Source organism: Streptomyces sp. NPDC015130 (genome assembly GCF_043080005.1).
Taxonomy (GTDB): domain Bacteria; phylum Actinomycetota; class Actinomycetes; order Streptomycetales; family Streptomycetaceae; genus Streptomyces.
Genome location: NZ_JBIBVC010000004.1, coordinates 280,961 through 307,763, shown reverse-complemented (window position 1 = coordinate 307,763; position 26,803 = coordinate 280,961). Strand labels below are relative to the sequence as shown.

21 protein-coding genes are annotated in these 26,803 nt (G+C 71.1%); 12 read left to right on the top strand and 9 right to left on the bottom strand.

The features are described 5' to 3' along the window. Window positions 1-61 precede the first annotated feature (61 nt). Window positions 62-2,272: an SdrD B-like domain-containing protein gene (locus ACF08F_RS10005; protein ID WP_392298032.1), complete on the top strand. Its 2,211-nt coding sequence runs from the start codon at window positions 62-64 to the stop codon at window positions 2,270-2,272. Between the two features lie 106 nt (window positions 2,273-2,378). On the opposite strand, the gene ACF08F_RS10000 is transcribed toward ACF08F_RS10005, so the two are convergent. The 4 genes from ACF08F_RS10000 to ACF08F_RS09985 form a co-directional block, all read right to left on the bottom strand. Continuing rightward, on the bottom strand, window positions 2,379-3,230 hold the full coding sequence (locus ACF08F_RS10000; RefSeq protein WP_392298031.1) for an SDR family oxidoreductase: 852 nt from the start codon (window positions 3,228-3,230) through the stop codon (window positions 2,379-2,381). A 174-nt stretch (window positions 3,231-3,404) separates the two neighbouring features. After that, the gene (locus ACF08F_RS09995) at window positions 3,405-4,223 is read right to left on the bottom strand and encodes an isocitrate lyase/phosphoenolpyruvate mutase family protein (protein ID WP_392298030.1); all 819 of its coding nucleotides are present in this window, start codon (window positions 4,221-4,223) and stop codon (window positions 3,405-3,407) included. A gap of 109 nt (window positions 4,224-4,332) precedes the next feature. Further along, complete coding sequence (locus ACF08F_RS09990; RefSeq protein WP_392298029.1) at window positions 4,333-4,818, bottom strand: anthrone oxygenase family protein; 486 nt, start codon at window positions 4,816-4,818, stop codon at window positions 4,333-4,335. A gap of 180 nt (window positions 4,819-4,998) precedes the next feature. After that, window positions 4,999-5,445 (bottom strand): anthrone oxygenase family protein, encoded by a 447-nt coding sequence (locus tag ACF08F_RS09985; RefSeq protein WP_392298028.1) that lies wholly within the window; start codon window positions 5,443-5,445, stop codon window positions 4,999-5,001. Window positions 5,446-5,535: 90 nt separating this feature from the next. Here ACF08F_RS09985 and ACF08F_RS09980 point away from each other — a divergent pair, with 90 nt between their 5' ends. From ACF08F_RS09980 to ACF08F_RS09955, 6 genes are all read left to right on the top strand, one after another. Continuing rightward, complete coding sequence (locus tag ACF08F_RS09980) at window positions 5,536-6,114, top strand: TetR/AcrR family transcriptional regulator (RefSeq protein WP_392298027.1); 579 nt, start codon at window positions 5,536-5,538, stop codon at window positions 6,112-6,114. A 136-nt stretch (window positions 6,115-6,250) separates the two neighbouring features. Then, window positions 6,251-6,742, top strand: coding sequence for an SRPBCC family protein (locus tag ACF08F_RS09975; RefSeq protein ID WP_392298026.1), 492 nt, complete (start codon window positions 6,251-6,253; stop codon window positions 6,740-6,742). A 587-nt stretch (window positions 6,743-7,329) separates the two neighbouring features. Beyond that, window positions 7,330-9,348: an ABC transporter ATP-binding protein gene (locus ACF08F_RS09970; protein ID WP_392298025.1), complete on the top strand. Its 2,019-nt coding sequence runs from the start codon at window positions 7,330-7,332 to the stop codon at window positions 9,346-9,348. A gap of 54 nt (window positions 9,349-9,402) precedes the next feature. Beyond that, window positions 9,403-10,611, top strand: a complete 1,209-nt coding sequence (locus ACF08F_RS09965) for an NUDIX domain-containing protein (protein ID WP_392298024.1) — start codon at window positions 9,403-9,405, stop codon at window positions 10,609-10,611. A 23-nt stretch (window positions 10,612-10,634) separates the two neighbouring features. Continuing rightward, window positions 10,635-11,459 carry a methyltransferase domain-containing protein gene (locus tag ACF08F_RS09960; protein ID WP_392298023.1) on the top strand — a complete coding sequence of 275 codons (825 nt, stop codon included), beginning with the start codon at window positions 10,635-10,637 and terminating at the stop codon, window positions 11,457-11,459. A gap of 105 nt (window positions 11,460-11,564) precedes the next feature. After that, complete coding sequence (locus ACF08F_RS09955) at window positions 11,565-12,302, top strand: hypothetical protein (protein ID WP_392298022.1); 738 nt, start codon at window positions 11,565-11,567, stop codon at window positions 12,300-12,302. A gap of 226 nt (window positions 12,303-12,528) precedes the next feature. Here the strand turns inward: ACF08F_RS09955 and ACF08F_RS09950 are convergent, their stop codons facing one another. The 3 genes from ACF08F_RS09950 to ACF08F_RS09940 form a co-directional block, all read right to left on the bottom strand. Then, a complete protein-coding gene (locus tag ACF08F_RS09950) occupies window positions 12,529-13,983 on the bottom strand; it encodes a lipase family alpha/beta hydrolase (protein WP_392298021.1) in 1,455 nt (484 codons plus the stop codon). Continuing rightward, window positions 13,980-18,488: an NB-ARC domain-containing protein gene (locus tag ACF08F_RS09945; protein ID WP_392298020.1), complete on the bottom strand. Its 4,509-nt coding sequence runs from the start codon at window positions 18,486-18,488 to the stop codon at window positions 13,980-13,982. Before ACF08F_RS09945 ends, ACF08F_RS09950 begins: the two co-directional genes overlap by 4 nt. Before the next feature lie 141 nt (window positions 18,489-18,629). Further along, window positions 18,630-19,064 carry a hypothetical protein gene (locus tag ACF08F_RS09940; RefSeq protein ID WP_392298019.1) on the bottom strand — a complete coding sequence of 145 codons (435 nt, stop codon included), beginning with the start codon at window positions 19,062-19,064 and terminating at the stop codon, window positions 18,630-18,632. On the opposite strand from ACF08F_RS09940, the gene ACF08F_RS09935 reads away from it, so the two are divergent. The 4 genes from ACF08F_RS09935 (at window position 19,045) to ACF08F_RS09920 (ending at window position 21,935) form a co-directional block, all read left to right on the top strand. Continuing rightward, window positions 19,045-19,464: a hypothetical protein gene (locus ACF08F_RS09935; protein ID WP_392298018.1), complete on the top strand. Its 420-nt coding sequence runs from the start codon at window positions 19,045-19,047 to the stop codon at window positions 19,462-19,464. The two genes, ACF08F_RS09940 and ACF08F_RS09935, sit on opposite strands and share 20 nt — an antisense overlap. 202 nt (window positions 19,465-19,666) lie before the next feature. Then, entirely contained in the window at window positions 19,667-20,302 is a 636-nt protein-coding gene (locus ACF08F_RS09930) for a metal ABC transporter ATP-binding protein (protein ID WP_392298017.1), read from the top strand. Then, complete coding sequence (locus tag ACF08F_RS09925; protein ID WP_392298016.1) at window positions 20,299-21,177, top strand: metal ABC transporter permease; 879 nt, start codon at window positions 20,299-20,301, stop codon at window positions 21,175-21,177. Before ACF08F_RS09930 ends, ACF08F_RS09925 begins: the two co-directional genes overlap by 4 nt. Next, window positions 21,126-21,935, top strand: coding sequence for a metal ABC transporter solute-binding protein, Zn/Mn family (locus ACF08F_RS09920; protein WP_392298015.1), 810 nt, complete (start codon window positions 21,126-21,128; stop codon window positions 21,933-21,935). The genes ACF08F_RS09925 and ACF08F_RS09920 overlap by 52 nt, the downstream gene beginning before the upstream one ends. 51 nt (window positions 21,936-21,986) lie before the next feature. Here ACF08F_RS09920 and ACF08F_RS09915 read toward each other — a convergent pair whose 3' ends face one another. Together ACF08F_RS09915 and ACF08F_RS09910 are read right to left on the bottom strand one after the other, a co-directional pair. Further along, window positions 21,987-23,648, bottom strand: a complete 1,662-nt coding sequence (locus tag ACF08F_RS09915; protein ID WP_392298014.1) for a class I adenylate-forming enzyme family protein — start codon at window positions 23,646-23,648, stop codon at window positions 21,987-21,989. Beyond that, a complete protein-coding gene (locus ACF08F_RS09910) occupies window positions 23,645-25,432 on the bottom strand; it encodes a CoA transferase (protein ID WP_392298013.1) in 1,788 nt (595 codons plus the stop codon). Before ACF08F_RS09910 ends, ACF08F_RS09915 begins: the two co-directional genes overlap by 4 nt. Before the next feature lie 165 nt (window positions 25,433-25,597). Between ACF08F_RS09910 and ACF08F_RS09905 the strand changes: the two genes are divergently transcribed. Then, complete coding sequence (locus ACF08F_RS09905) at window positions 25,598-26,770, top strand: acyl-CoA dehydrogenase family protein (RefSeq protein WP_392298012.1); 1,173 nt, start codon at window positions 25,598-25,600, stop codon at window positions 26,768-26,770. The last annotated feature ends 33 nt before the right edge of the window (window positions 26,771-26,803 follow it).

The following is a 26,803-nucleotide window of genomic DNA, read 5'->3' as shown; positions in this document are numbered from 1 at the left end:
CGAATCGAGACCATGTCACGCAGCGTGTTCATCGCTACCCTGCGTGACATGGAGGAGATCCTTGAAAGCCCTGAGGAAGGCCATGGTGGCGGTCGCCGCCGGCCTTGCCCTGACCGCCGGCGTCCTGCAGCATCCCGCGGCCGGAGCGGACCCGAGCGACGGCACCGTCCGCGTCAAAGTCATCCGTGACTCCAACACCAACGGCCGTCACGACGGCGCATCCGAGCCCCCGGCCGCCGGCATCACCGTCGAGCTGACCGACGTCGACGGCAACGTGGTCACCGGAGTCACCGGCTCCGACGGATACGCGGTCTTCCCGCCCAACACCGTCCTCACCGGCGGCAAGTACTACGTACGCATGAGGATGCCCAACGGCTCCTTCCTCCAGCCCACCTTCGGCGCCGCCGGCGGCCTCGCGTCGAACGCCAGCATCGTCGACGTGATCGACGGGGACGCCGAGATGACGATGGGCGTGCGCAACCCGGCGGACTGGTGCGAGGACGACGCCCGGCTGAGCACCGTCTGCCAGGTCGCCGCCACCAAGTCCGGCGGCGTACGCACCACGGTCACCTTCCCGTTCCGCGAGCGCGGCGACAGCAACACCGGGAACACCGCGACACTTTCCACCCGTAACGACACCGGCAACACCTACGGCGTCGCGTACCACAAGCAGCAGCGCCGCATCTTCACCGGCGCCCACGCCAAGCGGCACACGGTGTACGGCCCCGGCGGGCAGGGAGCCATCTACGTCACCCCCCGGAACGGCGGGGCGACCACCCTCTTCACGACCGTCCCGAGCGCCGGCACCACCGCACACCAGGACTCCGTCCGCTTCGACGGCCCCTTCGTCGGCGTGGTCGGCAAGGAGTCTCTCGGCGACATCGACATCTCCGAGAACAACCGCCAGCTCTTCGCCGTCAACCTCAACGACCGCAGGCTCTACACCTACAACGCCACCCAGCCCACCGCCACCGCACCGGTCACGTCCGTGGCCATCCCCAACCCGGGCTGCCGGGCGGCCGGCGACTGGCGGCCCTTCGGCCTCGGCGTGCGCGACGGTGTCGTCTACGTCGGCGGTGTCTGCTCTGCGGAGTCCTCCCAGTCCGCCGCCGACCTCAGGGCGGTCGTCTGGACGTACAACCCCGTCACCGCGACCTTCGGGCAGACGCCGATCCTCCAGCAGCCGCTGGCCTTCCCCCGCGGCGAGGTCAACGTCAACGTCCCCGGCTTCAACCGCTGGTTCCCGTGGACCGTCGGCGCCTCCACCTTCCCCCAGCAGCTCGTCGCCCACCCCGAGCCCGAACTCAGTGACATCGCCATCGAGAGCAACGGCGACATGGTCCTCGGCTTCCGCGACCGGTTCGCGGACATGACCGGACACGAGATGCCCAACCCCAACCCCTCGTACAGCAACAGCAGCGTCACCGACTCCGGCGGCGACCTCAACCGCGCCTGCCGCAAGTCCGACGGCACCTTCGAGTGGGAGGGCACGGGCGCCTGTCCGAACAACGCCCCCACCCGCCCGAACGGCGGCCAGCCCGCCAACGTCGTCGAGTTCTACCCCGGCGACTTCGTGCCCAACGCCCACCTGGAGACCGCCCAGGGCGCCATCGGCCTCCACCTGCGCGAGCAGCGGATCGCCTCCACCGCCATGGACCCGGCCAGCCAGTTCTTCACCGGCGGCACCGCCTACTTCGACCGCCAGAACGGCGGCCGAGGCGCCAACCCCGGCGAGCACGGCTTCACCCTCCAGAAGCTCAACGACCCGCTCGACGGCGGCTTCGGCAAGGCGAACGGCCTCGGCGACCTCGAAGTCCTCTGCGACGAACCGGCCGTCCAGATCGGCAGCCGCGTCTGGTACGACCGCAACAAGGGCGGCGCCCAGAGCGTCGACGACAGCGAACCCGGCATCCCCGGCGTCACCGTCGAGCTCCTGGCCGAGGACGGCAGTGTGATGGCCACCGTCCGCACCGGCGCCGACGGCGCCTACTACTTCGGCCCCGAGCACGGAGTCCGCCCCAACACCACGTACAAGGTGCGCTTCGACAAGTCCACCGCCGACACCAGCGTCATCAACCCCCGCCGACCTCCCGCCGCCGGCGGCCTGGTCTGGTCGCCCGTACAGGCCAACGGCGCACCCGCGGACCTCAACTCCGACGCGGTCCCCGACACCGACAACAAGGGCCGGTACGCCACTGCCGACGTGACCACCGGCGCACCCGGCACCGTCGACCACACCATCGACGCCGGCCTCTTCCTCGACCGCCTCTGACACCACCCACGGTCGCCGCCGCTCGTGCGCCACACGAGCGGCGGCGACCCCGCTCCACCACGTGCCGGCCAGGACGGCGAGACCCAAGGCGGTGCGTCCCGCGCCCTCAGCGGAAGTCCGCCGCGTGGTCCACCGCCCACGCCTGGAAGGGCCGGGCCGGGGTGCCCGTGATGCGCTCCACCTCATCGTTGACCGGCTCCGGATCGTCGAGCATCTGCGCCTGGGCCGGCAGGACGGCCTCCACCAAATCCGCCGGGTAGCCTGCGGCCTTCATCTGCTCAGCCGCCTCCTCCAGCCCGATCTCCTCGAACCGCACCCGCCGACCGATCGCCTCGCCGATCAGGGCCACCTGCCGTTCCTGCGTGACCAGTTCGGGGCCCGTGATCACAGGGCGGGCGCCGAGCAGGGCGTCCGCCGTCAGGGCCTCGACGGCGACCGCGGCGATGTCCGCCTCATGGATCAGCGGGCGGGCCAGCCTCGCCAGCGGCGCCCGCACCACACCGGTGGCGCGGACCTCCTCCGCCCAGCCCAACGTGTTGCTCGCGAACCCGGTAGGACGCAGCGCCGTCCACTCCAGTCCCGAAGCCTCGATCAGTCGCTCCAGCTCCGTATGGAACATGGTGATCGCCTCACCGGGCTCCTCCTCCTCGATCCCGACCCCCGCGGACGACAGGTACACCACCCGTCGAGCATGCTTCCCGATCACGTCGATCACGTCCGCAGCGCCCTCGGCGCTCAGGAACGGCCACACCAGGAAGACCGCGTCCACACCCTCCAGAGCCGCGTCCAGCGACTCGGGATCACCGAGATCACCCCGCACCGCGTGCACGCCCTCCGGAAAGTCCACCTCCCCTCGCACCAGCGCCCGCACGGGCACACCCGTCGCACGTAAGTGGGTCACCACCGCGCCGCCGACCTTGCCCGTCGCGCCGGTCACCAGAATCTTGGGCTGCGTCATCGCCATCTCCTCGTCTCGCCGTCGATGACACGACTCTCGTACATCAACCAAGGTCGAGGTCAAGCACTGAGCGGAGTCGCTGCCAGGTGTTGTCTCGTCGCGGGTGCCGTACGGGTGAAACGACCGTGAAGAGTTGGGACGAACCTGTCGGCGCCATCCGCGTGTGCAGCGTGGTCAGCGCCGGCCCGGGAAGAGGCCGTTGAGCTCCGGGAAGGGGATGCTGTCGGCGAGCGGGTGGTAGTCGCCGGCGTCGTACAGCCGCTGCGCGGCGTGGCGGGTGGCGGCGTAGGCGGTCTGGGCGACGCCCGAGCCGAGGCTGACACGGGCTACGCCGAGGCCACCCAGCTCGGTGACGCCCGGCGCTCCGGGGCCGGCCATGATGTTCAGGGGAACGGAGACGCCCGAGGCCAGTTCCCCGATGGTGACCGGGTCGGCGACGCCGGGGACGAAGATGCCGTCGGCGCCGGCGTCCACGTACCCACGCGCCCGCTCCAGGGTGTCCTCCAGTCGGGTGGCGGGGTCCCCGAGACCGAACAGGTAGGTGTCGATACGGGCGTTGAGGAACAGGGCCACGCCCGCGCGTTCCGCCTCGGCCCGGGCCGCCACCAGTCGCGCCCTCAGTTCGGCCGAAGGGCGTTCCCCGTCCTCGATGTTGATGCCCACGACGCCCGCTTCCAGCACCCGAGCAACGGTCTTGGCGACGCCTGCCGTGTCCTGACCGTACCCGCCTTCGATGTCCGCGGTGACCGGGACGTCGACGGCAGCGACGATGCGGGCGATCAGGTCCACCGCCCGGTCGGGAGAGAGGATTTCCCCGTCCGGACGACCGAGCGACCAGGCGACCCCGGCGCTGGTGGTGGCGATCGCGGGCGCCCCTGCGGCCTCGATGAGACGGGCGCTCGCCACGTCCCAGGCGTTGGCGAGCGCGAGGGGGCGGGCGGTCCTGTGGAGGGACCGGAAGAACTGGGCCTTGTCCGTGTGCGCTGTGATCATGTGCTCAGCCAACCAACCACGCAGGCCTCGTGTCCGGCAGGAATCCGACACCAACGTCACCCAGCCCCGCCCCTTCACGGCCATCTCGCCCTCGTCGCCCTCGCTGCCGTCAGTCCGATGCGTTCGGCTCAGGATGGGCGCTGCGGTGATGCAGAGCCAGGAGGATCAGCAGCGCGAAGGCGGCGAAGGCGGTGCCCGTGCGGGCGTAGTTGAAAGCCTCCCAGCGATCCAGGATCTCGGCGTGATCGTGGGGTGCCGAGGTGGCGGCCCACTGCTTGATCCGCCCGTTGATGGGGACGTTGCCGAGCCGGGTTATCAGGAAGGATGCCAGCGTCAGCAGGCCCGCCCCGGCGGCCAGCCACCTCTGGGAGCCGCGGGTCAGCACGGCGAGCGTCGCGGCGCTGAGCGCGGACAGTCCCATGGCGCCCTGCATGGTGATGCCGTTCATCTCCATCAGCTGCGTGTGGAAGGACAGTCTCATCTGGAGCGGCACGGCATCGAACGTGGGGACGAGATTGGCCGCGCCGTAGCCGAACGCGCCCGCGAGGGCTCCGGTGGACAGCAGGGCGAGCCCCTTGAGGAGACGGATGCGCATCAGGACACCTTTGCAGCTTGAGTGTGGCGGGGGTGACTGAGGGTGTGAGTTGTACGGCCCTTGAGGGGCCTCGGCCGGAGGAGTGGCTGAGCAGCGAGGCGGCGATCCGTTGTCGAGCTGCACTGTGCGGCCGTCCGTTCGGCGGAGCGGGTAGGCGAATCGACACGCGCCAGGGTGGTGTCAGGCGAGGGCGGTGACGAGCAGGGTGAACGCGGCGACGATGACGGCGACACGGACGTAGTGGTAGCGGTTCCAGCGGTTCAGCAGCTCCTTCCAGTCGGCGGGCCGGTTCTCGGCGGTCCAGGTCTTGTTCCGGTTGTTGATCGGGACGAGCAGCAGGATCGACATGACCACGCTGACGATCAGCAGCCCGGCGGCGGTGACGACGAGTCCGGCACCTTGGTGGTGCCATCCGGTGACGGCCCAGATCGCGCTGAGGACGAGCGAGCCCATGTACCAGAACGGCATGAGGGCACCGAGCATCCGGCCGCCGTGCGCGTGGCCGAGCTGGGCGCTGTCCTCGGGAAGCGCGTCCAGGATCCGGCTCATGATGAAGGCGACGGAGAACTCCACCCCCACCATCAGGCCGACGACGACGGTGGTGACGACCTGGACTGTGTCGAGCATGGCGATCCCCCTGGAATCTAGCGTTGCTAGGTGATGAGGCAACGCTAGTACTGCTGTCGCTCGATTGTCTAGCGGTGCTAGGGTCGGATCATGTCGGTACAGGAACGCAAGCAGCGCGAACGGGCGGACCGCGAACGTCTCATCGTGGCCACCGCCCGCGAACTCGCCGAGCAGCAGGGCTGGGACGCCGTCACCACCCGCCGGCTCGCCGAGCGCATCGAATACAGCCAGCCCGTCCTCTACAGCCACTTCCGCGGCAAACGCGAGATCATCGGCGCCGTCGCCCTCCAGGGCGCCGCCGAGATGGCCGTGGCGGTGCGGACCGCGGCGTCCGGCGCGAACAGCCCGCGCGGGCGTGTCGCCGCCCTCGCCCACGCCTACCTCGACTTCGCCGCACACAACCCGGCGGTCTACGACGCCCTGTTCCAGCTCGACGGCGGCCTCGCCTTCGCGGACGAGGACACCCCGGAACCCCTCAAGGACGCCTTCGCCGCCCTGCAGGAAACCCTCGGTGAAGTCGCCGGGCCGGGCGTCCACCCCGGACTGTTCACCGAGCTGTTCTGGGCCGGCCTCCACGGCCTCGCCACCCTCACCCGGGCCGGACGGCTGCCACGGGAGTACATCGAGCCGAGGGTCGAACTGCTGGTGGACCGGCTCGCCGTGGTCTGACACACCAATCCGGCGGGGACGCAACGGGGCCCCCGGGCACCAGCTGGAATCGGCGGTGATCTTGTTACGGCATCCCTCGTGCCGGTGAGAGATCAGCAGAGGTGCCCGTTGACTCTGCAACCCGGAGGGCTTTGCCATGAAGTACACCGTCTCGATCGAGATCGCCCTGCCGCGGGAGAGGGTGGTCCAGCTGCTCGCCGACCCGGTACACCTGCCGAAGTGGCTGCGCGGCCTGGTCCTGCACGAGCCGCTGAGTGGCGTGCACGGGCAGGTCGGTACCACGTCGCGGGTCGTGATGCAGATGGGGCAGCGGAAGTTCGAGTGCACCGAGACGATCACGCGCCGGGAACCGGCAGATCTGCACGGGATCCCGAAAGGGAGTGTCGTCCACTTCGACCGCGAGATCGTCGGCGAGGGCATGTGGAGCGCCGCGCGCGACCGCCTGACCGAGGCCGGTCCGGGGACCACGCTCTGGGTGAGTGAGAACGAGTACTGGTTCAGCAGCTTGCCGATGCGTCTGGTGGGGCTCCTGATGCCCGGCGCCTTCCGCAAGCAGTCGCAACAGCACATGCGGGACTTCAAGGCGTTCGCCGAGGAGGGAAAGGACGTCCGCGAAGCGAAGGGCTGATCTGCTCGCGGGCCACCGCCGCCTGGGCTCCCTCCGTACGAACCCGAGGCCGTGTCGGCAGGCCCTGCCCCCCTCACGTACCGATCCGGCCGATACCAAGGCAGCGGTGCGGCCTGCACCGTGCAGATCACCGGGCGGACCGACCGCCCGGTGATCGACGCGAGCACAGGCACGAGCGGGATCCAAGCTGCGGTTACCGAAGACCGTCGTGCCACCCTCCTCCCGCGAGGTCACGCTCACCACTTTGCGTGTCGGGAACCTCGACCTGGCTTCCTCGGCGTTTCGGCCACCTTCGGCATCGGCCGCTTCCCCGTCCTACGGGGATCGGTGCACACCGCACGAACGGGTTTTCGCTCGGTTCCGGGGTTCGAACGGCGTCCGAATCCTGTGTGCTCGCTCCACCGCTCCGTGTCGTTGAGCCACGCGACACCCCAACTCGCCTCACCGGAGCCCGTGATGCATCCCCTTCCCATCTTCCGTCAGCAGATCCATCAGCCTCGGCGCGGCGCCTGCGCCGTCATGGTGCCGGCGTGCGCCTTGGCCGGCGCAGCCGCTCGGACGAACCGCCCGGATCCGGGGTGGAAGGCATGAAGCACACCAGTGAAGTGCCGGCGTCCGAGGACGAGGCGTCGGAGTCGGAGCGGCTGCTGTTCGGCGGGAAGCTCACCTACGACCAGGGCTTCGCCGTCCACTCCGACGCCTGGGCGAGGCTCGGTATGGGGGAGATGGCCCGCTCACTCCCCCGGCAGGTCCGACTCGCCGTCCGCCTCGCCCGGGAAGTCGACCGCCCGGCGTTCACCACGGTCGCGCTGAGCGAGTTCGGGCAGGGCATCACGCAGGCCGTCTCCCTCATCATGGTCAACGCCCTGCTCGTGGAGCTCCTCGCTCCCGGAGACGTACCTGGCAGGCTGCGGGCCGCGCTGCCGGCGATCACCATCGTCGCCGTCCTTTCGACGGTCGGCGCGGTCTGCAGGTCGGCCTCGCTCGCCGCCACCCGCATCCTGGAGCCCAAGGTGCAGCGCGCGGCGACCGAGCGCTACCTCAGCCTCGTGGCCCGGGTGGAGCTGGAGGCCATCGAGGACGACGGCTTCCACAAGCTGATGGACACCGCGCAGTGGGGTGCGGACGCCGCGCGGAGAATGGTCGGCTACTGCACCGCCGTGGTCACCTCCGCGATCTCACTGGTCGCGGCCGCCGGAGTCCTGACCGTGCTGCACCCGGTACTCCTGCCTCTCCTGGCGCTCATGGCTCTGCCCAGCGCATGGGGCTCGATCAGCATGGCCCGGCACCGGTACACCAGCTTCCACCGCTTCGCCCAGCACGCCCGGGCCGCCAAGCTGCTGAGTCAGCTGCTGATCGACCAGCGGGCCGCGGCCGAGGTGCGCGTCCACGGGGTGGCTCCCCTGCTGCTCAGGCACTTCCGACTGATGGCCGAGACCAGCGAGGTCGAGCAGACGAGGCTGGCCTGGACCGGCGTGCGGGTGAACCTGTTCTCGGACTCCGTACGGGGGGTGGCGACCATCGCCACCTACGGCGTGCTGGGGGCACTGCTGTGGGCCGGGCAGATGGACCTCGCGATCGCCGGCACGGCCGTCCTGGCGATCCGTAGCAGCTCGGCCGGCATCACGAGCCTCGTGATGCGCGTCACCGAGCTCCAGGCCGAAGCCCTGTACATCGCGGACCTCGAGCGCCTCTGCGACGAGGCCGTCCGGCGTGCTGTGCCCACGGGCGGGAAGGCCCTCCCGGACCTGGTCGACGAGATCCGCTTCGAGAACGTCACCTACGCCTACCCCGGCAAGGACACGCCTTCCCTCGCGGAGGTCGATCTCGTCATCCCTCGGGGCAGGACGGTCGCCCTGGTGGGTACGAACGGCGCCGGCAAGTCCACCCTGGTCAGCCTCCTCAGCGGCGTGCGGCAGCCCACCCAGGGACGGGTCCTGTGGGGCGGTGTCAGCACCGCCGAGGCCGACCGGGAGCAGATCTTCGACCGGATCGCCATGGTGGCCCAGGACCTCTACAGGTGGCCCTTCACCGCCCGCGTCAACATCGGCATCGGCCGCAGCTCCGTCTCTTGGAACGACGCGGAGATCCAGGACGCCGCCGCGTACTCCGGCGCCGACAAGGTCATCGCCAGGCTCAAGCAGGGACTCGACGCGCTGCTCGCCCGCGGCTACCAACGTGGCCAGGACATCTCCGGCGGGCAATGGCAGAAGCTGGGGCTCGCCCGCGCCCGGCTGCGCCGGGGGGACGTCCTGATCGTCGACGAACCCACCAGCGCGCTGGACGCCGCCGCCGAGCAGCGGGTCTTCGACCAGATCCACCGGCTCGCCGACGAAGGACAGACGGTCGTCCTGATCACCCACCGTCTCGCCAGCGCACGCCACGCCGACCTCATCTACGTCCTCGACGAAGGACGCGTCGTCGAGCACGGCACCTTCACCGAGCTCATGGATCCCGTCACCGGGACGGGCGCGTTCCGTGATGCGTACGAGCTGCAGGCCCGCCAGTTCCTCACCACCACCTCGGTGCCGGTCCAGACCGCCCCTGCGGACAAGGCCCAGGACACGACCGCCGACGCCGTCGACGAGGGACAGGTCCTGTCATGACGCCACCGCTCGTCTCGGACGCCCGTTCCCCCTTCCCTGTCTGTGAGGTCTGACATGCCGCCCGCTCTCCCCTACCTGCGTGCCCTGGTCGCCGCCTACCTGGACCGGAACCCCTCCGAGCGCGCCATGCTGGCCGGTCTGTCTGCCGCCTTGGACACCGGCGACGCCCCGACCGACCGGTCCGCTCTTCCCGGACCCATCACCTGCAGCGCGGTGGTGATCGACCGTCACCGGCAGGTCCTGCACATCCGTCACAAGGCGTCCGGCGGGCTGCTCCTCTGCCGGGGCGGGCACGTCGAAGCCACCGATGACACGCTGCCGGCCGCAGCCCTGCGGGAGGCCGCGGAGGAGACGGGGATCCCTGCCGCCTCCCTCGTCCCCACCGCCGAGTTCCGGGACGGGCCGATCGACATCGACGTCCACGACATCGCCCCCGACCTGGCGAAGGACGAGCCGGGCCACCGCCACTACGACTTCCGCTTCGTCTTCCACCTCGCCGACGAAGCGCCCGCGCCCACCCTGCAGCCCGAGGAGGTGGCGGACGCGGTGTGGCTGCCGTTCGACGAGGTGTCCTCCCCGACGCTGCGTGCCAAGCTCACCGCGTCCGGCCTGGAGAGCGTGATCGTTCCGGTGAACGCCTCCGCGATCATCCATGACGGCCGCGGCCGGTACCTGCTGCATCTGCGGGACGCCGACAAGCCGCGGATCTGGGAACCGGGACGATGGTCGCTGCTGGGCGGCGGTCGGGAGCCACAGGACCGGACCCACCCTGCGGTCGTCGACGAACCGGCGGGCAATGAGGCCGGGTCGTCGCCGCCGTCCGGGACGGTGCTGCATGTGGTCGGTGTCCACCTCTACCTGGAGCACGACGGCCGGGTCCTGCTGGGGCGCCGGCACCCGAATTCGGCGTACGCCGGCGGCTTCTGGCACGTGCTGGCCGGCCACTGCGAGGCAGAGGCCGCGATCGCATGCCTCGTGCGGGAGGCATACGAGGAGGCCGGGCTGGTGATCGACCCGGCCGACGTCGACCTCGTCCACACCGTGCACATGCGGGAACAGCCCTCGGATCCGCCCCGCGTCCAGCTCTTTTTCCGGGCCCGGCCCTGGGAGGGCACTCCGACCCTACGGGAGCCGGACAAGTGCGTCGACTGGCAGTGGTGGAACGTGAAGGACCTCCCTGAGCCGACCGTCCCGTACACCCGCGCCGCGATCGACGGCATCCAGGCGGGACGCGCCTACACGGAGATCGGGTGGGTGCCGTGAGCGGGTTCGACGAAGTGGGCGCTGTGAACGGGTTCATCGGAGACGGCGGCGCGAACGGGTTCAACGAGGTGGGCGCCGTGTACGCCGATCACTGCGACAGCGCGCGGGGCCGGCTCCGTCACGACCTGGTCGAGCGGCGGCTTCGCACGGAACTCCCGGGCCGTCCCGTGGAGATCCTCGACGTCGGGTGCGGGAACGGAGAGATGACGATCCGGTTGGCCATGGCCGGACACCACGTGACCGCTGTCGATCCGTCGGCCCGGATGCTGAGCGCCGTGGCCGAGCGGCTCGCCGCCCGCTCCGCGCTCGCGGATCGTGTCCGGCTGGTCGAAGCCGGTGTCGAGTCCCTCCCCTTCGACAGGGAGCGGTTCGACGCGGTGTGCTGTCACGGCGTGCTGATGTACCTGGACGAACCTGGTGCCGCACTGGCCTGCTTGGCCGTGCTCGTCGCGCCGGGCGGCCTGCTCAGCGTCCTCGTCAAGAACCGCAGGTCTCTGGGCGTGCGCGAGGCGTTGGGCGGCGACTACGTGACCGCGCGCCGGCTCATCGAGGCCGAGCCGCGAACGGGAGTGCACGCCGACAGCAGCGCCGGCCGTCTCGGCCTGATGACCCGGGGCGACGACCCGGTGGTCCTAGACCGGCTCGCCGCCGACCACGGACTGGTCCCGCTGCCGTGGCAGGGCGTGCGGATCTTCCACGACCACCTCGACGACACCTGGAGCCCCGAGCCGGAGGTGTACGCGGCGGTGCTGGAACTGGAGTGGGCCGCGTCCGGGCGGAGCCCGTACCGGGATGTCGGCCGCCTCGTGCACACCCTGGCCCGCCGGCCAGGGCGGAGCCGGACGTAACGCCCACGCGGGCCGTACGACGCTGCCTGCCTGCACCGTGCTCCACCTACACCTGGCCGACCGCGGTGCTGTGGGCGGCGCCCCAGTACGCCGCACGACCGGCACATGACCGCCTTCGCCCAACGCAGCCTCGACCGGCTCGGCCTGGAAGCGACGGTCCTGGAAGGCGACGCCCTCGATGGACACCCGGAGGGAGGGGAGTTCGACCGGATCCACTCCGGCATCGGTGTCCCCCGCGTCCCGCGCGCCTGGACGGAGCAGCTCGCGCCGAGTGGGCGGCTGCTCACCACGCTTGCCACCCGCACTCCGAGCTGGCCCGGCCGGATCGAGGTCACCCGCACCCGCGCGGGCCGCATCGGGGCGACCCTGCGGGGCGGGCGGAGTGGGTATCGGCCCATGCTCGGCTACCGGTGGCTGAACGCGGTCGACCACCGAGCCCGCATCAAGGCGGACCCCGGCACGGCGCGGGCGACGCGGCTCGCGCCGCCGCCGGATGACGCCTACGGCTTCTGGCTGGCCGCCGCGTACCTGGTGGGCGGGGTGGTACGGGACTTCCAGGCCGACACCATGACTCTCGTCGCGCCCGGGGACGACGCGTGGGCCGTAGTCGGTCCCGATGACGGCACCGTCCGTGTCCACGGACCGCGCGACATCTGGGCCGAGCTCGAAACCCTCCACGCCCGATGGAAGCAGGCCGGAAGCCCGGACGCGTACCGCGTCGACCTCGGCGACGGGACCGGGGACCAGCACGTCACCTCTACGGCAGGCCCGAAGCCCCTCACCTGGGTGTTGCCGCCACTGCCCACGCTCCCCCGTCAGAAATCCCGACCTCGCGAGAGATGAGGAGCAAGGCGGCCACGTGGGTCAAGGCGTCCCAGCCCTCATCCACCGCCGCCGAGCCCTCCAGGAGCTCACCTGGCTCGGTCGGCAGCTGGGAGAGCACCTGCCATGTCTTCTGCTCGTGATGAGGACACCGCCGGTCATGCATTCCCGACCGGTAGGGCCGTGATCCCGGCGTGGCGGCCGGGCCGTCAGGCCGACCGCCACGGCCCGCCCCCTGGCGAGTACGTCAGAGGAGGCGGGTTCTCATGAAGTCCGGGAGTTCGCCGTCGGCCAGGCGCTTCTCGAGGTCTGCCAGCTGCGCCAAGGTGGGGCCTGTGAAGTCGAGGTAGCCGGGGTCGTCGAGAGGGAGCCCGGGGACGTGAGGAAGGGCCAGCGCGGAAGTCCTCTGTACGGCGCCGCCGAGGTGTTCCTGAAGGGCGGCTGCCGGTGTCTCGGCGAGGCGCATGGGACGGTCGGCCAGGAAGTTCCAGACGTCCTGCTGGACCTCTGGAAGGTTGGGGAGACTTCCGTGCTCACCGTTGATGTAGCGGGTCTCGCCGATGGACTTCAGTCGCGCCGAGGCGAGCGGCACACGGCCGTCTCCGTCGCGGTGCGGGTTTCCGGGTTCCCGGCTGGTGACGCGGTCCATCCTGTGCCAGAGCTTTGGACGCTTGGCATAGGCGATGCGGAAGAGGGTCTTGAATCCGGTGCCGGCGATGACGGCCATCCGGTCCCGCAGGCCCTGGTCGAGGGCGCTGTGCCACAGGTGGAGATCCTCGTGGCTCTTGCGGGCGTCGTCGAGTCGTGCCTGCAGCTGCAGCTGCTGCGCGGGTGAGAGTGTGAGATGCCAGGCGGCGGCGTCGTAGAGGTCGAAGTCGGCGCAGGGGTGGTGGTAGAGATCGCCGGAGGGGCTGGTGCTGGACGGATAGACGCCGGCCGGGGCAGGCAGGAGGCTCAGGACGCCGGTGAGGCTGCGGAAGGTGTCGCGGGAGAGGTAGCGGCCGAGGAGTGCCAGCAGTTCTCGGCCCCAGAGATGGTTCTTCAGGTAGCCGGCGATGGCGGGTGAACCGTAGTGCGGTGTGCCGAGGAAGACGACCTTGCCGATGTGGCTCCACAGGTCGGGGTGGCGCATGAGGGCGGTGCGGACGACCAGACCGCCCATGCTGTGGGCGACGACGTGGACGGGTCGCCCGGGCGTGGCCGCACGGGTGGCGAGGATCGTCTGGTGGAGTTCGTCGGCACTGGCGTCCAGGGGCTTGCGCCAGTCGTAGGGGAAGGCGTGGGGGTCGTGGTCCCGGTGGGCGGCGGCGGCGATCAGGAATCCCTCGTAGGACATGTCGAGGGCCGCGGGTGTGACCTTGAACGAGTCGTGGGCGTCGTTCAGGCCGTCGGGTGCCAGGGCCAGGCTGTCGACGCGGTGGCGGTTCCTGACGTCGAGCCACCAGATTCCGCCGAGACCCCGGCTGACCAGGACGCTGCCCATGACGCCGGGGACGAAGACGAGGCTCGATCCGGTCGTCGTGGCCAGATGCTCATGCGGTGCGGGGCCGGCCAGGTCGAGCAGTTCGGTGTAGACGCGGCTTCCCAGGAAGCGGCGCAGGCTGTCGGCGTGGTCCGGCGAGCGCAGCAGCGACAGTCGGGTCGCCGTGTCGCCCTCGAGGAACTGGTGGCCTGTGTGCTGCCGGTCGTGCGGTGTGGTCACGCGTACCTCGCTGTTGTCTGGGGCGTTGCCCGGCGGGGGTTGTGCATGGCTTCGACTTCGCCGGGGCGGGCGACGAAGAGCTGGTCGTCGTTGACGTAGCTGTAGAAGAGACCGCCGATGCTGCGGTACTGGTCCCAGAAGAACTTGCGCGTCTGGGCGAGGGCCTCGCCGGCGGCCGTGGGGTGGTTGCGGTGGGACCGGTCGTAGAGGAAGTGGAAGAAGACGTGGGCGAAGCGGGCCGCGAAGCCTGCGGGGACTTTGCACTCGCTGCCGATGTAGGCGCGGCTGCCGCGTCGGACGAAGTGGTTCTGGAGCAGGTTGCTGTGCAGGTACTCCGCGGAGGAGGTCTCGCAGGCGTTCATGAACACCAGTGGCTGGTCGCTCAGGGGCTGGTCCCCCATCTCCGAGAGCAGGAGGACGTCTTCGTCCTCGACCGTGCTGCCGAAGCGGAGGCCGCGGAGTTGTCCCTTCCTGCTGTACGCCTGGCTGAAGACGTAGAGCAGCGAGAGGGAGTCGGGGTTGCACAGGTAGGTGGAGAGCTCTTCCTTGCGCCGTTCCTGGCCTTGGGGCAGGACCAGGGGCTTCCACTGGTCGAGTTCGTTGATGTGCTCCAGCGCCACCCGCGTCGTCTCGTCTCCTTCGCTGCCGCCCCAGTACATGAGATGGGCTCGCGCGAAGTCGGGCGACAGCACCCGCGCGGTCTCCGCGGAGCGCGCGATGTGGGTGGTGCGAAGTCGCAGACCGAAGAACTCCTGGGCACTGACCGGTTGGCCTGCGCTGGGGAGCGTTCCGCCGTACATCAGCGGCCAGGGGATGTGGTCGAGGCTGTCGTCTCTCCAGTTGACATGGAGTCTGTCGCCCGGCGCGAGGTTCTTGATCAGTTGGTGGAAGCGGTGCTCCCTGGGAAAGAGCGTCGTGAAGAGCTGGCTGCCGGCCATGGCCAGCTCGCGCAGGTGTGGGCTGTGCTCGACCTCGCTCCACGCCTGCTGGTCGTCGGGAGTGGCCCGTGTTCCGGAGTTCGCCCAGTCTGCGTCGGGTGTGAACTCGTGGAGTCTGTTGGCGATGTCTTTGGGCGTGATGCTGTTGTACCGGCTTGCGTGGTGCTGCCGGTACGCCTCCAGCGCCTCCTGGACCTCGCTTGCCCATTGGGCCGCGTCACCTTCGGGCTGCCAGTTCTCGAAACCAGAAGTCTTCTGGCCGGGTTTACCTTCGACGTCCAGTTGCCACACCGCTCTCGGCGGCATCAGGGTGAGCGTGAGGGTATGGGCCGGCTGCTGCCAGTCGTGCGGGTTCTGCAGTGCCGTGTGCTTGGCCGCGACTCTGCGGGTACTGCGTATCGACACTCGCGCGCCGGGGCGTTGGTTGGGAGGACGCCGCGATGCTGACGCGGCTCTCGCGGAAGCGTTTCCCGGTTCGGACGGTGGCAGGGCAGGCGGGGTCTTCTCGTCACGAGGGGCAGGCAGATTGGCTAACTCCCGGGTGGGTGCTGCTCCCGTCGCAGGCGTGCCCTGCGTGGGAGGGGTGGAGCCGGGAGTGGCGGGCTCGGCGGGAAACTCGATGGTGAGCTCTCGGTAGAGGTCGCCGTCGACCATCACGAGGACGTCGATGCGGCAGGTCCCGGGGCTTGTGGGCGTGACGGTGACGAGACGTTCCTCGGAGGGTGCGTGAGGCAGAACCAGGAGGTCGAACTCGACGGCCCATTCCGGGTGTTCGCCGGCTGTCGAGGGCTCCGCCTCGCGGGTTTCGTCGGCGAGGGCGAGTTTGCACGTCCTGGAGAGGACGTACCACTGCGTGGGCAGGCCGTCGGCGGGAATGTCGTCCGGGGGGATGGCGCGGTCGCCCTCCGCGCGGTTCTCGTCACGGTCGGGGCCGACTTGGAAGCAACCGGTGTACGACGTGTCGACCTTCAGCGGTTGGTCGTCCGGAATGTCGTCCGTGAACCAGAAGTTGATGACCTGTTCGTCGATCGCGTCGAGGTCTTCGACGGGGATCGACGATTCGGCATCTGCCGAGATGTCGCCCGTAGGGCACGGATCGGGGTCCTCGTCGGGGAACTCCGCGGGAACGGGGGTGTCCGGGGGTTCTCCCCCGATGCCACCGTAATTGCCCGCGTCCGTCTCTGGTGTCTCGTCGTCGGGAGGAGTCGTCTGCTCGGCAGGCGTCTTTTCGTCGGTCTGTTCGGCTGCAGGCAGGCGCTGCGCGTCGTCGGCGGTGGCCGTCTGCCCTGTGGCGGCGAGACTCTCCAGGTACATGGCGAGCGCCAGCTGCTCGAGCTGTTCGAGGATGTCTTCGAGGGGCAGTGCTGCCTGCGGCTGACCGGACGGACCGGTCAACTGCGCCAGGTCCTGCCCGGCCTTGTCCGATTCCAGTCGGTTGATCTGCTCGGCGACCCTGGCCAGGCTTCTCTGGTCTCCCGCCTCGGCGAAGAGTTGCCCGGCTTGGTTCAGCGTGTCACGGGAAGCGTCCGGTGCGCCGCTGATACGGCACACGATGAAGAGGGTGAACAGAGCCCGGGCCTCACCCAGTTGCCACCTGCCCCGGGCGCTGAGCGCACGGGCCTCGTCCAGGGTGTCCCGTGCCTGGGACAGCTCACCGCGCGCGAGGGCGATGATCCCGGACAGGTGGGTGAAGAGCGCCGCGGCCCGGAGGTCTCCGCGCTCGAACGCCCTGTGTCTGCCCACACCGATGACGTGCTCCGCGGTGTCCACGGCGGATGCGCCGAGCCTCAGGAGGTGCGCGGTGACGATGGTGGAGATCTGTGCAACGGCATCGGGGTGGTCCGCGTCGAACTGCGTGCAGGCCGCGAGGTTGTCGAGCTCGGCCGCGAGCCAGTCGGCGGCCTGAGCGGCATCGTTCAGTGGTGGTGCGGAGTCGGGCAGGAAGGTGCGGAGCTCCTCGACGGGCTGCAGGTGGGATTCCATCAGGTACGCGGCGGTCGCGGTGCGCTGGTAGTAGTCGACCAGCCGCTGGAGATGCCCCTCGCGCTCCAGATCCGTCTCTGGATCGCTGTCATCCCGCTCAGGGGCCGATTCGAGGTAGGAGACGAGCAGGTCGTGCATCCGGAAGCGTCCCGGGGACACCTCGCTGAGCAGACTGCGCTGGTAGAGGTTCTCCAGGTATTCGTCGGCACGGTCGACGGTGACGCCGGTCAGGACGGAACAGGCCCGCTTCTCCAGGTCCGGACCGGGATGGAGCGAGAGTCTGCGCAGGAAGGTCTGTTGGCCGGGTTCCAGGCTGCGTAAGGAGGTGCCGAGAGCCTGGCCCACGGATGTCGCGCCGACATTGGGCGCGATGAGGCGCCGTGAGAAGTGGTCGAGGTCGTCGACCAGGTCGTTCACCGTCCAGGTGGGGTGCGCCATGAGCAGTCCGGAGACCATGGACAGAGCCAGCGGCAGGTGCCCGCACAGGCGGGCCACCTCAGCCGCCTGGGACGGGCCGGTCGACGCTCCTCTCTGGTGCAGCATCTGGTGGAACAGCGCGGCGGATTCCTCGGGTCTGAGTACGTCGAGGGGAAGGGAGAGGGAGATCTCCGGCACCTCCAGCCTCACCCGGCTGGTGATCAGAGTGAGGCAGCCGGGGTAGCCGGGCAGGAGGTGCTGAACCTGCGCGAAGTCTGCGGCGTCGTCGAGGATGAGCAGGACGTTCCGGGTGGCCAGCCAGCTGCGCCACAGGCCGGCGCGGCCATGGACGCTCGGGGGCTGCACGGGCGCGGGGATACCCACTGCCACGAGCAGGGAGCCGAGCAGCTGCTTCGGTGAGGCGGGGACGTCCGCGGGCGCATGGCCTCGTAGGTTGATGAACAGCTGTCCGTCGGGAAATTCGTCGGCCAGGGCGTGCGCGACGTGGACCGCGAGTGCGGTCTTACCCACGCCGGGCATGCCGTGCAGCAGGACGACCGGCGATTCGCCGGTTCTCGTTCCCACCTCCAGCAGCTGGTGCAGTTCGCGATCCCGTCCGGTGAAGGAGGGGGGGTCCTGCGGAAGCATGCGTGCCGTTGCGAGGGGAAATTCGATGGTGATGTCCTGTAGTGCCGTGCGCAGACTCGACTGGCGTCTGGAGAGTGTTCTCTTCGCACGCCGGGGCTCCCCCGGGGCAGGAGTGGAGTCGTCGACCAGCTGAAGCAATGCCAGGGAGCGCGGGTCCGGTGCGTCGTAGTTCGTCGACGGCGACACCAGCAGGTCGACGAGGATCTCCTGCAGGTCCTCGTTCGCCGACGCGTCCTGGTAGAGCAGGTCTCGTAGGCGTCGCTGGAGGACGACCGTGGCCTCGTGCTCGATGTGCCTGCCCTCGTCGATCTCGACGGCGAGGATCATCTCGCGGGCTTCGTCGAGCTCCTCCGTGACTTGGGCGGCCTCTTGGGGCCGCCGCATGCCGAGGAAGAGCTTCGTCATGCGGTCGCGCAGCTGCGGCCACGCCTCCGTCGTCAACGCTCCCACGATGGACGCGGACGTTGCCGCGAGTAGTGCCGGATTCATGTTCCCCCCGATCCGGTTCAGCGTGCCCATCCTAGAAGCAGCTCGAATCGTAGAGGAGGAATTCCCCGGAAGCCCCCAACCTGCTTGGTGCGTACGGTGATTCGGCCACCGAAGGCCACGACGCCCTCGCCCGCCAGACCTAGGGTCGAACGCGGATCCGAACGGGGTCGCTCAGCCGGTGCAGGTGGGGATGCTCGCCTGCGGGGCGCAGTTGTTCGGGGTGTTCGCCCTGACCGCGGTGTTGTTCAGGGTGACCGTGCCGGCCGCCTCGAAGATGCCGCCTCCGTCGGTGGCGCGATTGGCGATGACGGCGCTCTGGTTCAGGGTCGACGTGCCGGTGCTGAACAGGCCCCCGCCCTGGGCGGTGCCGCCGGGAGCGCTGGCGGTGTTGTTGCCGATGTTCACCTGGCCGGCCGTCAGCGTGCCGCCGGCGTTGCCGATGCCGCCGCCCTGGGCGGTGCCGCCCGGCGCGGTGGCGGTGTTGCCGCGCACGGTGGTGCTGCCCAGAGTGAGGTTGCCGGAGGCGGCGACGTGGATGCCCGCGGACAGCGCGGTGCCGCCGTCAGGGGCTGAGGCGCGGTTGCCGGTGACGGTGCTGCTGGTCATGGCCATCGGGAAGTTGGTCGCGGCTCCGGCGCCGGCCGCGGTGCCGCCGGGCGCGCTGACAGTGTTGTCGCGGATGACGGTCGCGCTCACGGTCATGGTGGAGGCATCGGCGAGGGTGCCGCGCGCGATGCCGCCGACGGCTGTGGCCGTGTTGTCGTGGATGGTGCTGTTCCTGACCGCGGTCTGGGCGAAGCCGACGAGGGCGGTGCCGAACGCGACGCTGCCGGTGTCGTCGCTGACGATGACGGTGTTGTGGTGCAGTCGGCTGTTGCCGACGGTCAGCTATCGCGATGTGGACGCGCAGCGGGCGGGCGGGGTCCGGGGTGGCCGCGGACGCGGGAGGCGCCGCCGTGGCGGCCAGCGCGCCGGTGGCGCCGAGGGCGGTGGTGGCGCGGAGTAACGCCCTGCGGTTCATACGGTGCTCCTGTTCCTGGAGTGACGGTATGACAGGGGTCGGGCGGGGGCGGTTCGCGGTTCCCGTCCGGTCCGGGCAACTCTGCGCGTCGACTTCTGAGGCATCGGCGCCCCGATTCCCGGGAACTCGGCGCACCGTCCGTCCGACTGCTTCATCGCACGAGCACGGTGGAGTTGAAGGGCACGGGATGGGCGGACTGGACATACGCATGCGGGGGGTCGCGTGCCGGCACGGCCGTGACGAGGCGGTCGCCGAGGTCGATCTGGAGATCGCCGCCGGCGAGCGGGTGGCGTTGACCGGGACGAACGGGTCCGGCAAGACGACGCTGCTGCGCGCGGTCCTCGGGCTGCACCGGCAGGTCAGCGGCAGCATCGAGGTCGGCGGGCGGCCCGCCCGTACGGCCGCCGAGTGGGCGTGGCGGCGGCGGTCCTGCGCCTGGATCCCGCAGAAGCCGGCCGCCGGGAGGTTCCCGTTGCGCGGGGACGAGCTCCTGGCGAGCAGCGGTGCCCCGGCCGACGCGGCCGGGGCCGCCGAGCGGCTGGGCGTCGGTGCGCTGACCTGCCGGTCCGTGGACACGCTCTCCGGTGGGCAGTTGCAGCGCATGTACCTGGCGCGGGCCATCGGCTGCGTGGCGGCCGGGGCGCAGGTGCTGCTGGCCGACGAGCCGACCGCCGCCCTCGACTTCGAGGGGCAGGAGGAGGCCGCCGACGTGCTGACCGCCCTGCCGGTGACGCTGGTCGTCGTCACGCACGACCGGGCGCTCGCCGAGCGGTGCGACCGGGTCCTGGAGATGGCCGCCGGCCGGCTCAGGGAGGTCCGGTGAGTGCGCTCGCGACGGCCGACCTCGGGGCCGTGCTCCAGCTCGTGCCCGTCCAGCGGGCCGGCCTCGCCCTGCTCCTGGCGGCCGTCGCCCTGCCGGTGGTCGGTGTGATCATCGTCGGGCTCGACATCATGCCGGTGCGCTTCGCGATGATGCACGTGGCGCTCCTCGGCATCGCGGTCGGACTCCTCACCGGACTGGATCCGATGCTGTGCGCGCTCGTGGCGTGCGCGCTGTCCGGGGCGGGAGTCGCCCCGCTGGCTCGCACGCCCGACGGGCTGTCCGGCGCCATGGGCCTGTTGATGAGCCTGGCCGTCGCGGCCGCGCTGCTCGTCCTCGCCGTCTCCGGTGTCAACGCCTCGGGTGCCTTCGCGCTTCTGTGGGGTTCGATCCTTTCGGTCGGCACCGCCGACCTGGTCGTCCTCGGCGCCCTCGCCGTGGTCGTCCCCGCGCTGTTCTGGTGGAAGCGCAGGGATGTGTCCCTCCTGCTGTACGACCGGGAGCTCGCCGAGTGCTCGGGCGTGCCGGTCCGCCTCCTCACCACGGCGCTCCTCGTGCTCGTGGCCGTCGCGGTGGCCGGCGCGATCAAACTGACCGGCGCCCTGCTCGTCGACGCGCTGACCCTGCTGCCCGCGCTCGCGGCGCGGCGGCTCGGCCGCTCGCTGTGGTCGATCACCCTCTGGGCGGTCGGCATCGGGGTGGCCGTCAACCTCACCGGATTCCTGCTTGCCCTGGGGCTGGACTGGCCTCCCGGCCCGGTCCTCGTCCTCACGGCGGGGGCCGTCGTCCTCGCCGCCCATCTCGTCCCCGAACGGAGAAACAGCTCATGGCGCGCACCCGCGTCCGTACCGCCCGTCTCACTTCCCTCGTCGCACTGACCGCAGGCCTCCCGCTCCTCACCGGTTGCGGGAGCGAGGACGCCTCGAAGCCCGGGGATCGCGAGGCCACGGGTCACAAGCCGGTCGTGGTCGTGACGACCACCTGGGAGGGAGCCTTCGCCAAGGCCGCGGGAGCCGAGGACGTCACGGTGATCGTCCCGCAGTCGGTCCACCACGCCCCCGACTACGAGCCGAAGCCCTCGGACCTCGCCGCCGTCGCCAAGGCCGACCTCGTGCTGTACGCGCCGTTCGAGCCGTACGCCGCCAAGATCAAGGAGGCGGCCGGGTCGAAGGCGAAGCTGGTCGAGGTCGGTCTCGACAACGACCCGGCGAAGGCAGGTGCCGAAGTCGCCCGTCTCGGCGCGCTGTTCGGCACGAAGGAGGCCGCCGCTCAGTTCAAGGAGCGGCTCGACGGGGAGGTCGCCAAGCTGAACGGCGAGCTCAAGTCCGCCTGGCCGGGCGGGAAGAGCCCGTCCGTCGTCACGCAGGTCTTCACCGGCTGGGCGGCCGGGCTCGCCGGCGCCACGACGGTGGGGACGTACGGCCCCGAGCCGGTCACCCCGGCCCAACTGGCCGCGCTCTCCGCGAAGAAGCCCGGTTTCGTCCTCGACAACGCCCATATGTCGACGGGAACCGTCCTGCCCGACACCGGCGCCGAGCAGGTGAAGATCGTCAACTACCCGGGCGAGGACCTCGACCTGCTCGCCGTGTACCGCAACGCCGCCACCGAGCTGAAGAAGGCGATGAGCGGGGCCTGACCGCGTGCGGTGGGGGGAGGGTCTCGCGTCGGCGCGGCCCTCCCCCTTCCCTCATGCCGGGGCCGGTGCGGTGGGGCGTTCGTCCAGTGCGGCCCGGCGCCTGAGCGTTGCCCGGTCCGGTTTCCCCGCGGCGGTGAGCGGCAGCGCGTCCAGGACCAGCACGCGCTCCGGGTGCTTGTACCGGTCCACGCCCTGGGCGGTCAGGTACGCACCGAGGTCGTCCGGCGTCGGACGCTCCCCGCCCCTCGCCACGACGCACGCCACCAGCCGCTCCCCCATCAGCGTGTCCGGGACGCCCACGCAGACGACGTCGCGCACGGCGGGATGACCGGCCAGTTCGCGCTCCACCTCAGCCGGGCTGATGTTGGCGCCGCCGCGTATGACGACGTCCTTGAGGCGGCCGACGACGTGCAGGACGCCGTCCCCGTCGAGGTAGCCGAGGTCTCCGGTGCGGACCCAGCCCTCGGGCGTGCGGTAGCGGGCGTCGAGGTCCGGGGAGGCGACGTAGCGGAGCGGAGTCATGGGGCCGCGCGAGACGATCTCGCCGATCTGTCCGTCGGGCAGCGGCGCGTGGCTCTCGGGGTCGGCGACGCGGATCTCCGCGACGCGCGGGTCGGGCCGTCCCGCGACGACGCCGGAGCGGTCGGTCGGCGGGACCCTGTGGTCCAGGCCGGTGTGGCAGTTGACGCCGTCGGCCGACCCGTACAGGTTGACGACGGAGCAGCCGAAGGCGTTCGCGGCGGCGGACGCGGTGGCCTCGTCGAGCGGGGCGCCGCCGAGGACGAGCGCGGTCGGGGCGGGTACGTGCTCGCCCGTCCGTTCCATGTGCTCCAGCATCATCCGGATCATGGTCGGGACGCCGAGGACGTGGGTGGGTGCGTGTTCCCGCATCGCGGCGAGGGCGGCCTCGGGGGTGAAGTGGTCGATCAGGACGAGGGATCCGCCGTGCCGGGCGAGGGTGACCGCCGTGCCGTTCGAACCGAAGGCGGAGCCGAGCGGGACGAGGAAGAGGCACCGGGGCGGGGTGCCGTCGGGGATGAGGGAGGCGAGGAAGTTGCCCCGTCCGCCGGCCAGGGCGTTGTGGGAGTACGCGATCATCTTCGGCTCCGCCTCGGAGCCGGAGGAGACGAGGATGCGGGCCGCGCCGTCGGGGTCGGGTCGAGCGGCGACGAAACGGGCCGGGTCGGTACGGAGGAGCTCGCGGAGCGCAATCGTTCCTTCGGGTGCGGGGCCCGGTCCTGCTGAGATCACGTGCCGGAGGGCCGGCAGGGCGGTCCGGAGCGCGACGAGGTCGGCGGCATGAGCCTGGCCCCGGTGTTCGCCGGCGACGATGACGGCGACGGCCTCCGCGCGGCGCAGCAGGCACTCGGCCTCCACCGCCCCGCGCCCGACCGGGAAGGGCAGGGCCACGGCCCCGAGGGCGGCGACGGCCAGGTCGGCGATGACGGCGTTGCGGTGGTTGGGCAGCTGGACGGCGACGACGTCCCCGGGGCCGACGCCTAGCTCTCTCAGGCCCTCGGCCAGGCTTCTGACCTTGCGGTCGAGGGCCGTGTAACAGAGCTTGCCCTTGGCGTCGAGGATCGCGGTCCGGTGCAGGTCGGCGATCTGCCGGGCCCGGAACAGGCTGTAGAGGTCGAGGTCCGGGCAGGTTCCGTCGACCGCCCAGGAGCGGCGGAGTCCGGCGGGCAGCAGGTCGGTGAGGGTGACGGTCACGCGAGGCTCCAGGGGTCGGGAACGGCGGGGGCACCGTGCGCGTCCCGGCCGATCGGGCCGGACAGGCGCGGGTCGTGCCGCAGGTCGGCCAGGTCTGTCGTGACGGCGGTCGCGGCCAGGCCGGCGGAGCGCAGCCGGTGAAGGGCGTCCTCGGTGCACGTGCCGCTCACGTCGTACGCGGAGGCGGCCGCCGCACAGGGGTCGCTGGGTGCGATCCAGCCGTCGGAGGTGCGGACCGGGTGCCGGAATCCGACCGGTGGCCGGGGGTCCTGCCCGCGCAGGACGCGTTCCAGGGAGGTGGCGAGAAGGGTGTCGGCCGCACCGAGGAGCGAGGAGTCGACCCGTACGCCGTGACCGGTGCGCTCACGCAGCAGCAGCCCCGCCAGAACGGCCTCGGCTCCGTGCAGACCGCCGAGGACGTCGAGCAGGGTCATGAGGGAGGGTGCCGGCGGCTCGTCGACGGGGTGGACGGCCTCGCCGACCCCGGTGCGTGCCTGCACCATGAAGTCCGTGCCCATGGGGGCGCCCGCGATCCGGTCGGCCCAGCCGCCCGTGTAGGCGTAGACGAGGGCGGGGTTGGCGGCGGCGAGGTGTTCGGCGTCGAGTTCGAGCTCGGCCGCCTTTCCCGGGGCCCAGTTGTGCAGGAACACGTCCGCTTCGGAGGCGAGTTCGCGCAGACGGCGCCGGTCGTCGGGTGACTTGATGTCGATCTCGACGGCTTCCTTGCCCCGGTTGAGGGCGAGCCAGCGGGCGGAGGTCCCGTCGCAGGCGGGCGGCATGCCGCGCAGCGGGTCACCGCCCGGCGGCTCGATCCGGATCACGCGGGCACCGAGCAGGCCCAACAGGTGTGCGGCCAGGGGAGCTTGGATCCGGCGTCCCGCTTCCAGGACCGTCATTCCCTCCAGCGGCCCGGCCGGGGAGACGGGCCGTGCGGCCGCGGAAAGGCCGGGGCGGAGTCGGCGCAGGGACCAGGGATCCGCCCCGTCGTCCTCCGTCGCGCGCTCCGCGAGCGTGCGCAGGGGACACACCTCGGCCCCGGAGGAGGCGGCAGCCTGCCGTATCCGCTCCAGGGAGTGCGTACGGGTGACCTCGTGCAGGACCGGCGGGAAGGGCGCGCAGGCCGTCGCGTACCGGAACTGGAAGGGCCGCCATCCCGCCCGTATCGCCTCGGCGGGTGCGCCGAGGGCCCGCCAGAAGTCGGCCCACGCTCCGGGGTCGAGCGTCTCCAGCTCGAAGACGACGCCCTCGGCCGAGGTGAACGGCGGACCGCCTGGGCCGATGTCGACGGCCTCCGGCTCGTCGGCGCCGGAAGCGGCCACGTACTGGGAGACGGCGAGCAGACCGGCCCGGTCGGCCGTGGTCCTCACCCGGCGAGGGCCGTCGCCGCCGCGCGCCTGGGCCACGAGCCCGGCGAGGAGCCCCTGGACGGTGAGCACACCGGTGGCCGTGGCCACGAAGTCGGCCCCGAGGCCGCGCGGCGCACCGTGGCGACGGCCGTGCACGGCCATCACGCCGGTGGCGGCCTGGGCCGTGGCCTCGTCCTCGATTCCCGAGCCGCGCGCACCCCAAGCGGTACGGGCGGTGACGGGCGCGAACCCGGCGCCGCCGAGAACGGTCTCCCCCGCGTCCGTGTCCTCCACCCGCGCCCCGAGGCGTCTCAGGTGGTCGGCGGCGACCCGGGTGAGGGCCGAAGGGCCACCGATGCCGACACGCAGGGCGTCGAGCGGACGCGGGACGTCGAGCGGGCGGCGCGCCGCGGTGTGCGGGGGCGCTGATGACGCCATGCCTCTCCTCTCCTCGCGCGGGCGATGGCCGGCGCACGGAACTGTCACGATCGCGGGAACCGGCGGGCGGGTACGCCCGACCACTTCCACGGGCAGACAGTCGGACGCGCGTTCTGTCGAGTTCCCCGAACGGAGGAAACAGTGACGGATCATGAGGAAACGGCGGTGGACGCCGACCTCGATCTGCTGCGGAAGCGGGTGTCGGCGTTCGTCCGCGACCGCGTGTACCCGTGCGAGGCCCGACTGGACACGGGGGGACCGGCCGCCCGGGAGCTGCGGGCGCGCTTGCGGGCGGAGGCCCAGGAAGCCGGACTGTGGGCTCTGCCGCTCCCGTCCGAACTGGGCGGTGGCGGACTGACGTTGCGCGCGTACGCGTCGATCGCCGAGGCCGAGGGCGCCAGCGACCACGGACCGGCCGCTCTGGGGTCGGCCTCTCTGCTGGACGTGACCATGCTGTCGCGGCACGCCTCGCCGCGGGCTCGCTCCGAGTACCTGCGCCGGCTGGTCTCCGGCGAGCTGCGCACGTGTTACGCGATGACGGAGCCGGACACCCCCGGCACCGAACCGCTGCTCACCGCCACCCGGGCGGAGCGGCGGACCGGTGGCGGCTGGACGGTCACGGGACGCAAGTGGTTCGTGTCGAACGCGGCGGACGCGGACCTGGTGACCGTACTCGCCCGGACCGGCGGGACGGCCGGAGACCGTGGCGGACTGTCCCTGCTCCTCGTTCCCACCGACTCGCCCGGCTTCCGGATCGTCCGCGAGCTGCCCGTCCTCGGGACCACGGGCCAGTACGAGATCGACCTCGACCACGTGGACGTCGACGAGGACCGGCTCGTCGGCGAACCAGGCCAGGCACTCACGATCGCGGGCGAACGCCTCCAGCTCGGCCGGACCCTGCGGGCGATGCGCTGGGTCGGCCAGGCACAGCGTGCCTTCGACCTGCTGTGCGAGCGCGCGGTGGAGCGGCAGGGCGCACGCGGTCCGCTCGCGGACCGGCAGCTCATCCAACAGCACGTCTTCGAGGCGCTGTTGACGCTCCGGACGACCCGGCCCCTGGTGTACGAGGCGATGGCCCTGGTCGCGGAGGGGCGCGACGCCCAGGTGGAGGTGGGCCTGGCGAAGACCGCGGCGGCGCGCGCGCTCCAGGAGGTCGCCGACCGGGCCGTGCAGGTCTTCGGGGCCGCCGGCCTCGGCCCGGACACGCCTCTCCCCGCCCTGTTCCGCACGGGGCGGACGGCCCGGATCCTCGACGGGCCCGACGAGCAGCACGTCTCGGCGGTGGCCCGGCGCGTGCTGAGGAGCAGGCGGGCGGGACCGGCGGTCACACCCCTGTGAGGTCCGCCCGGGCGCGTGCTGAGGAGCAGGCGG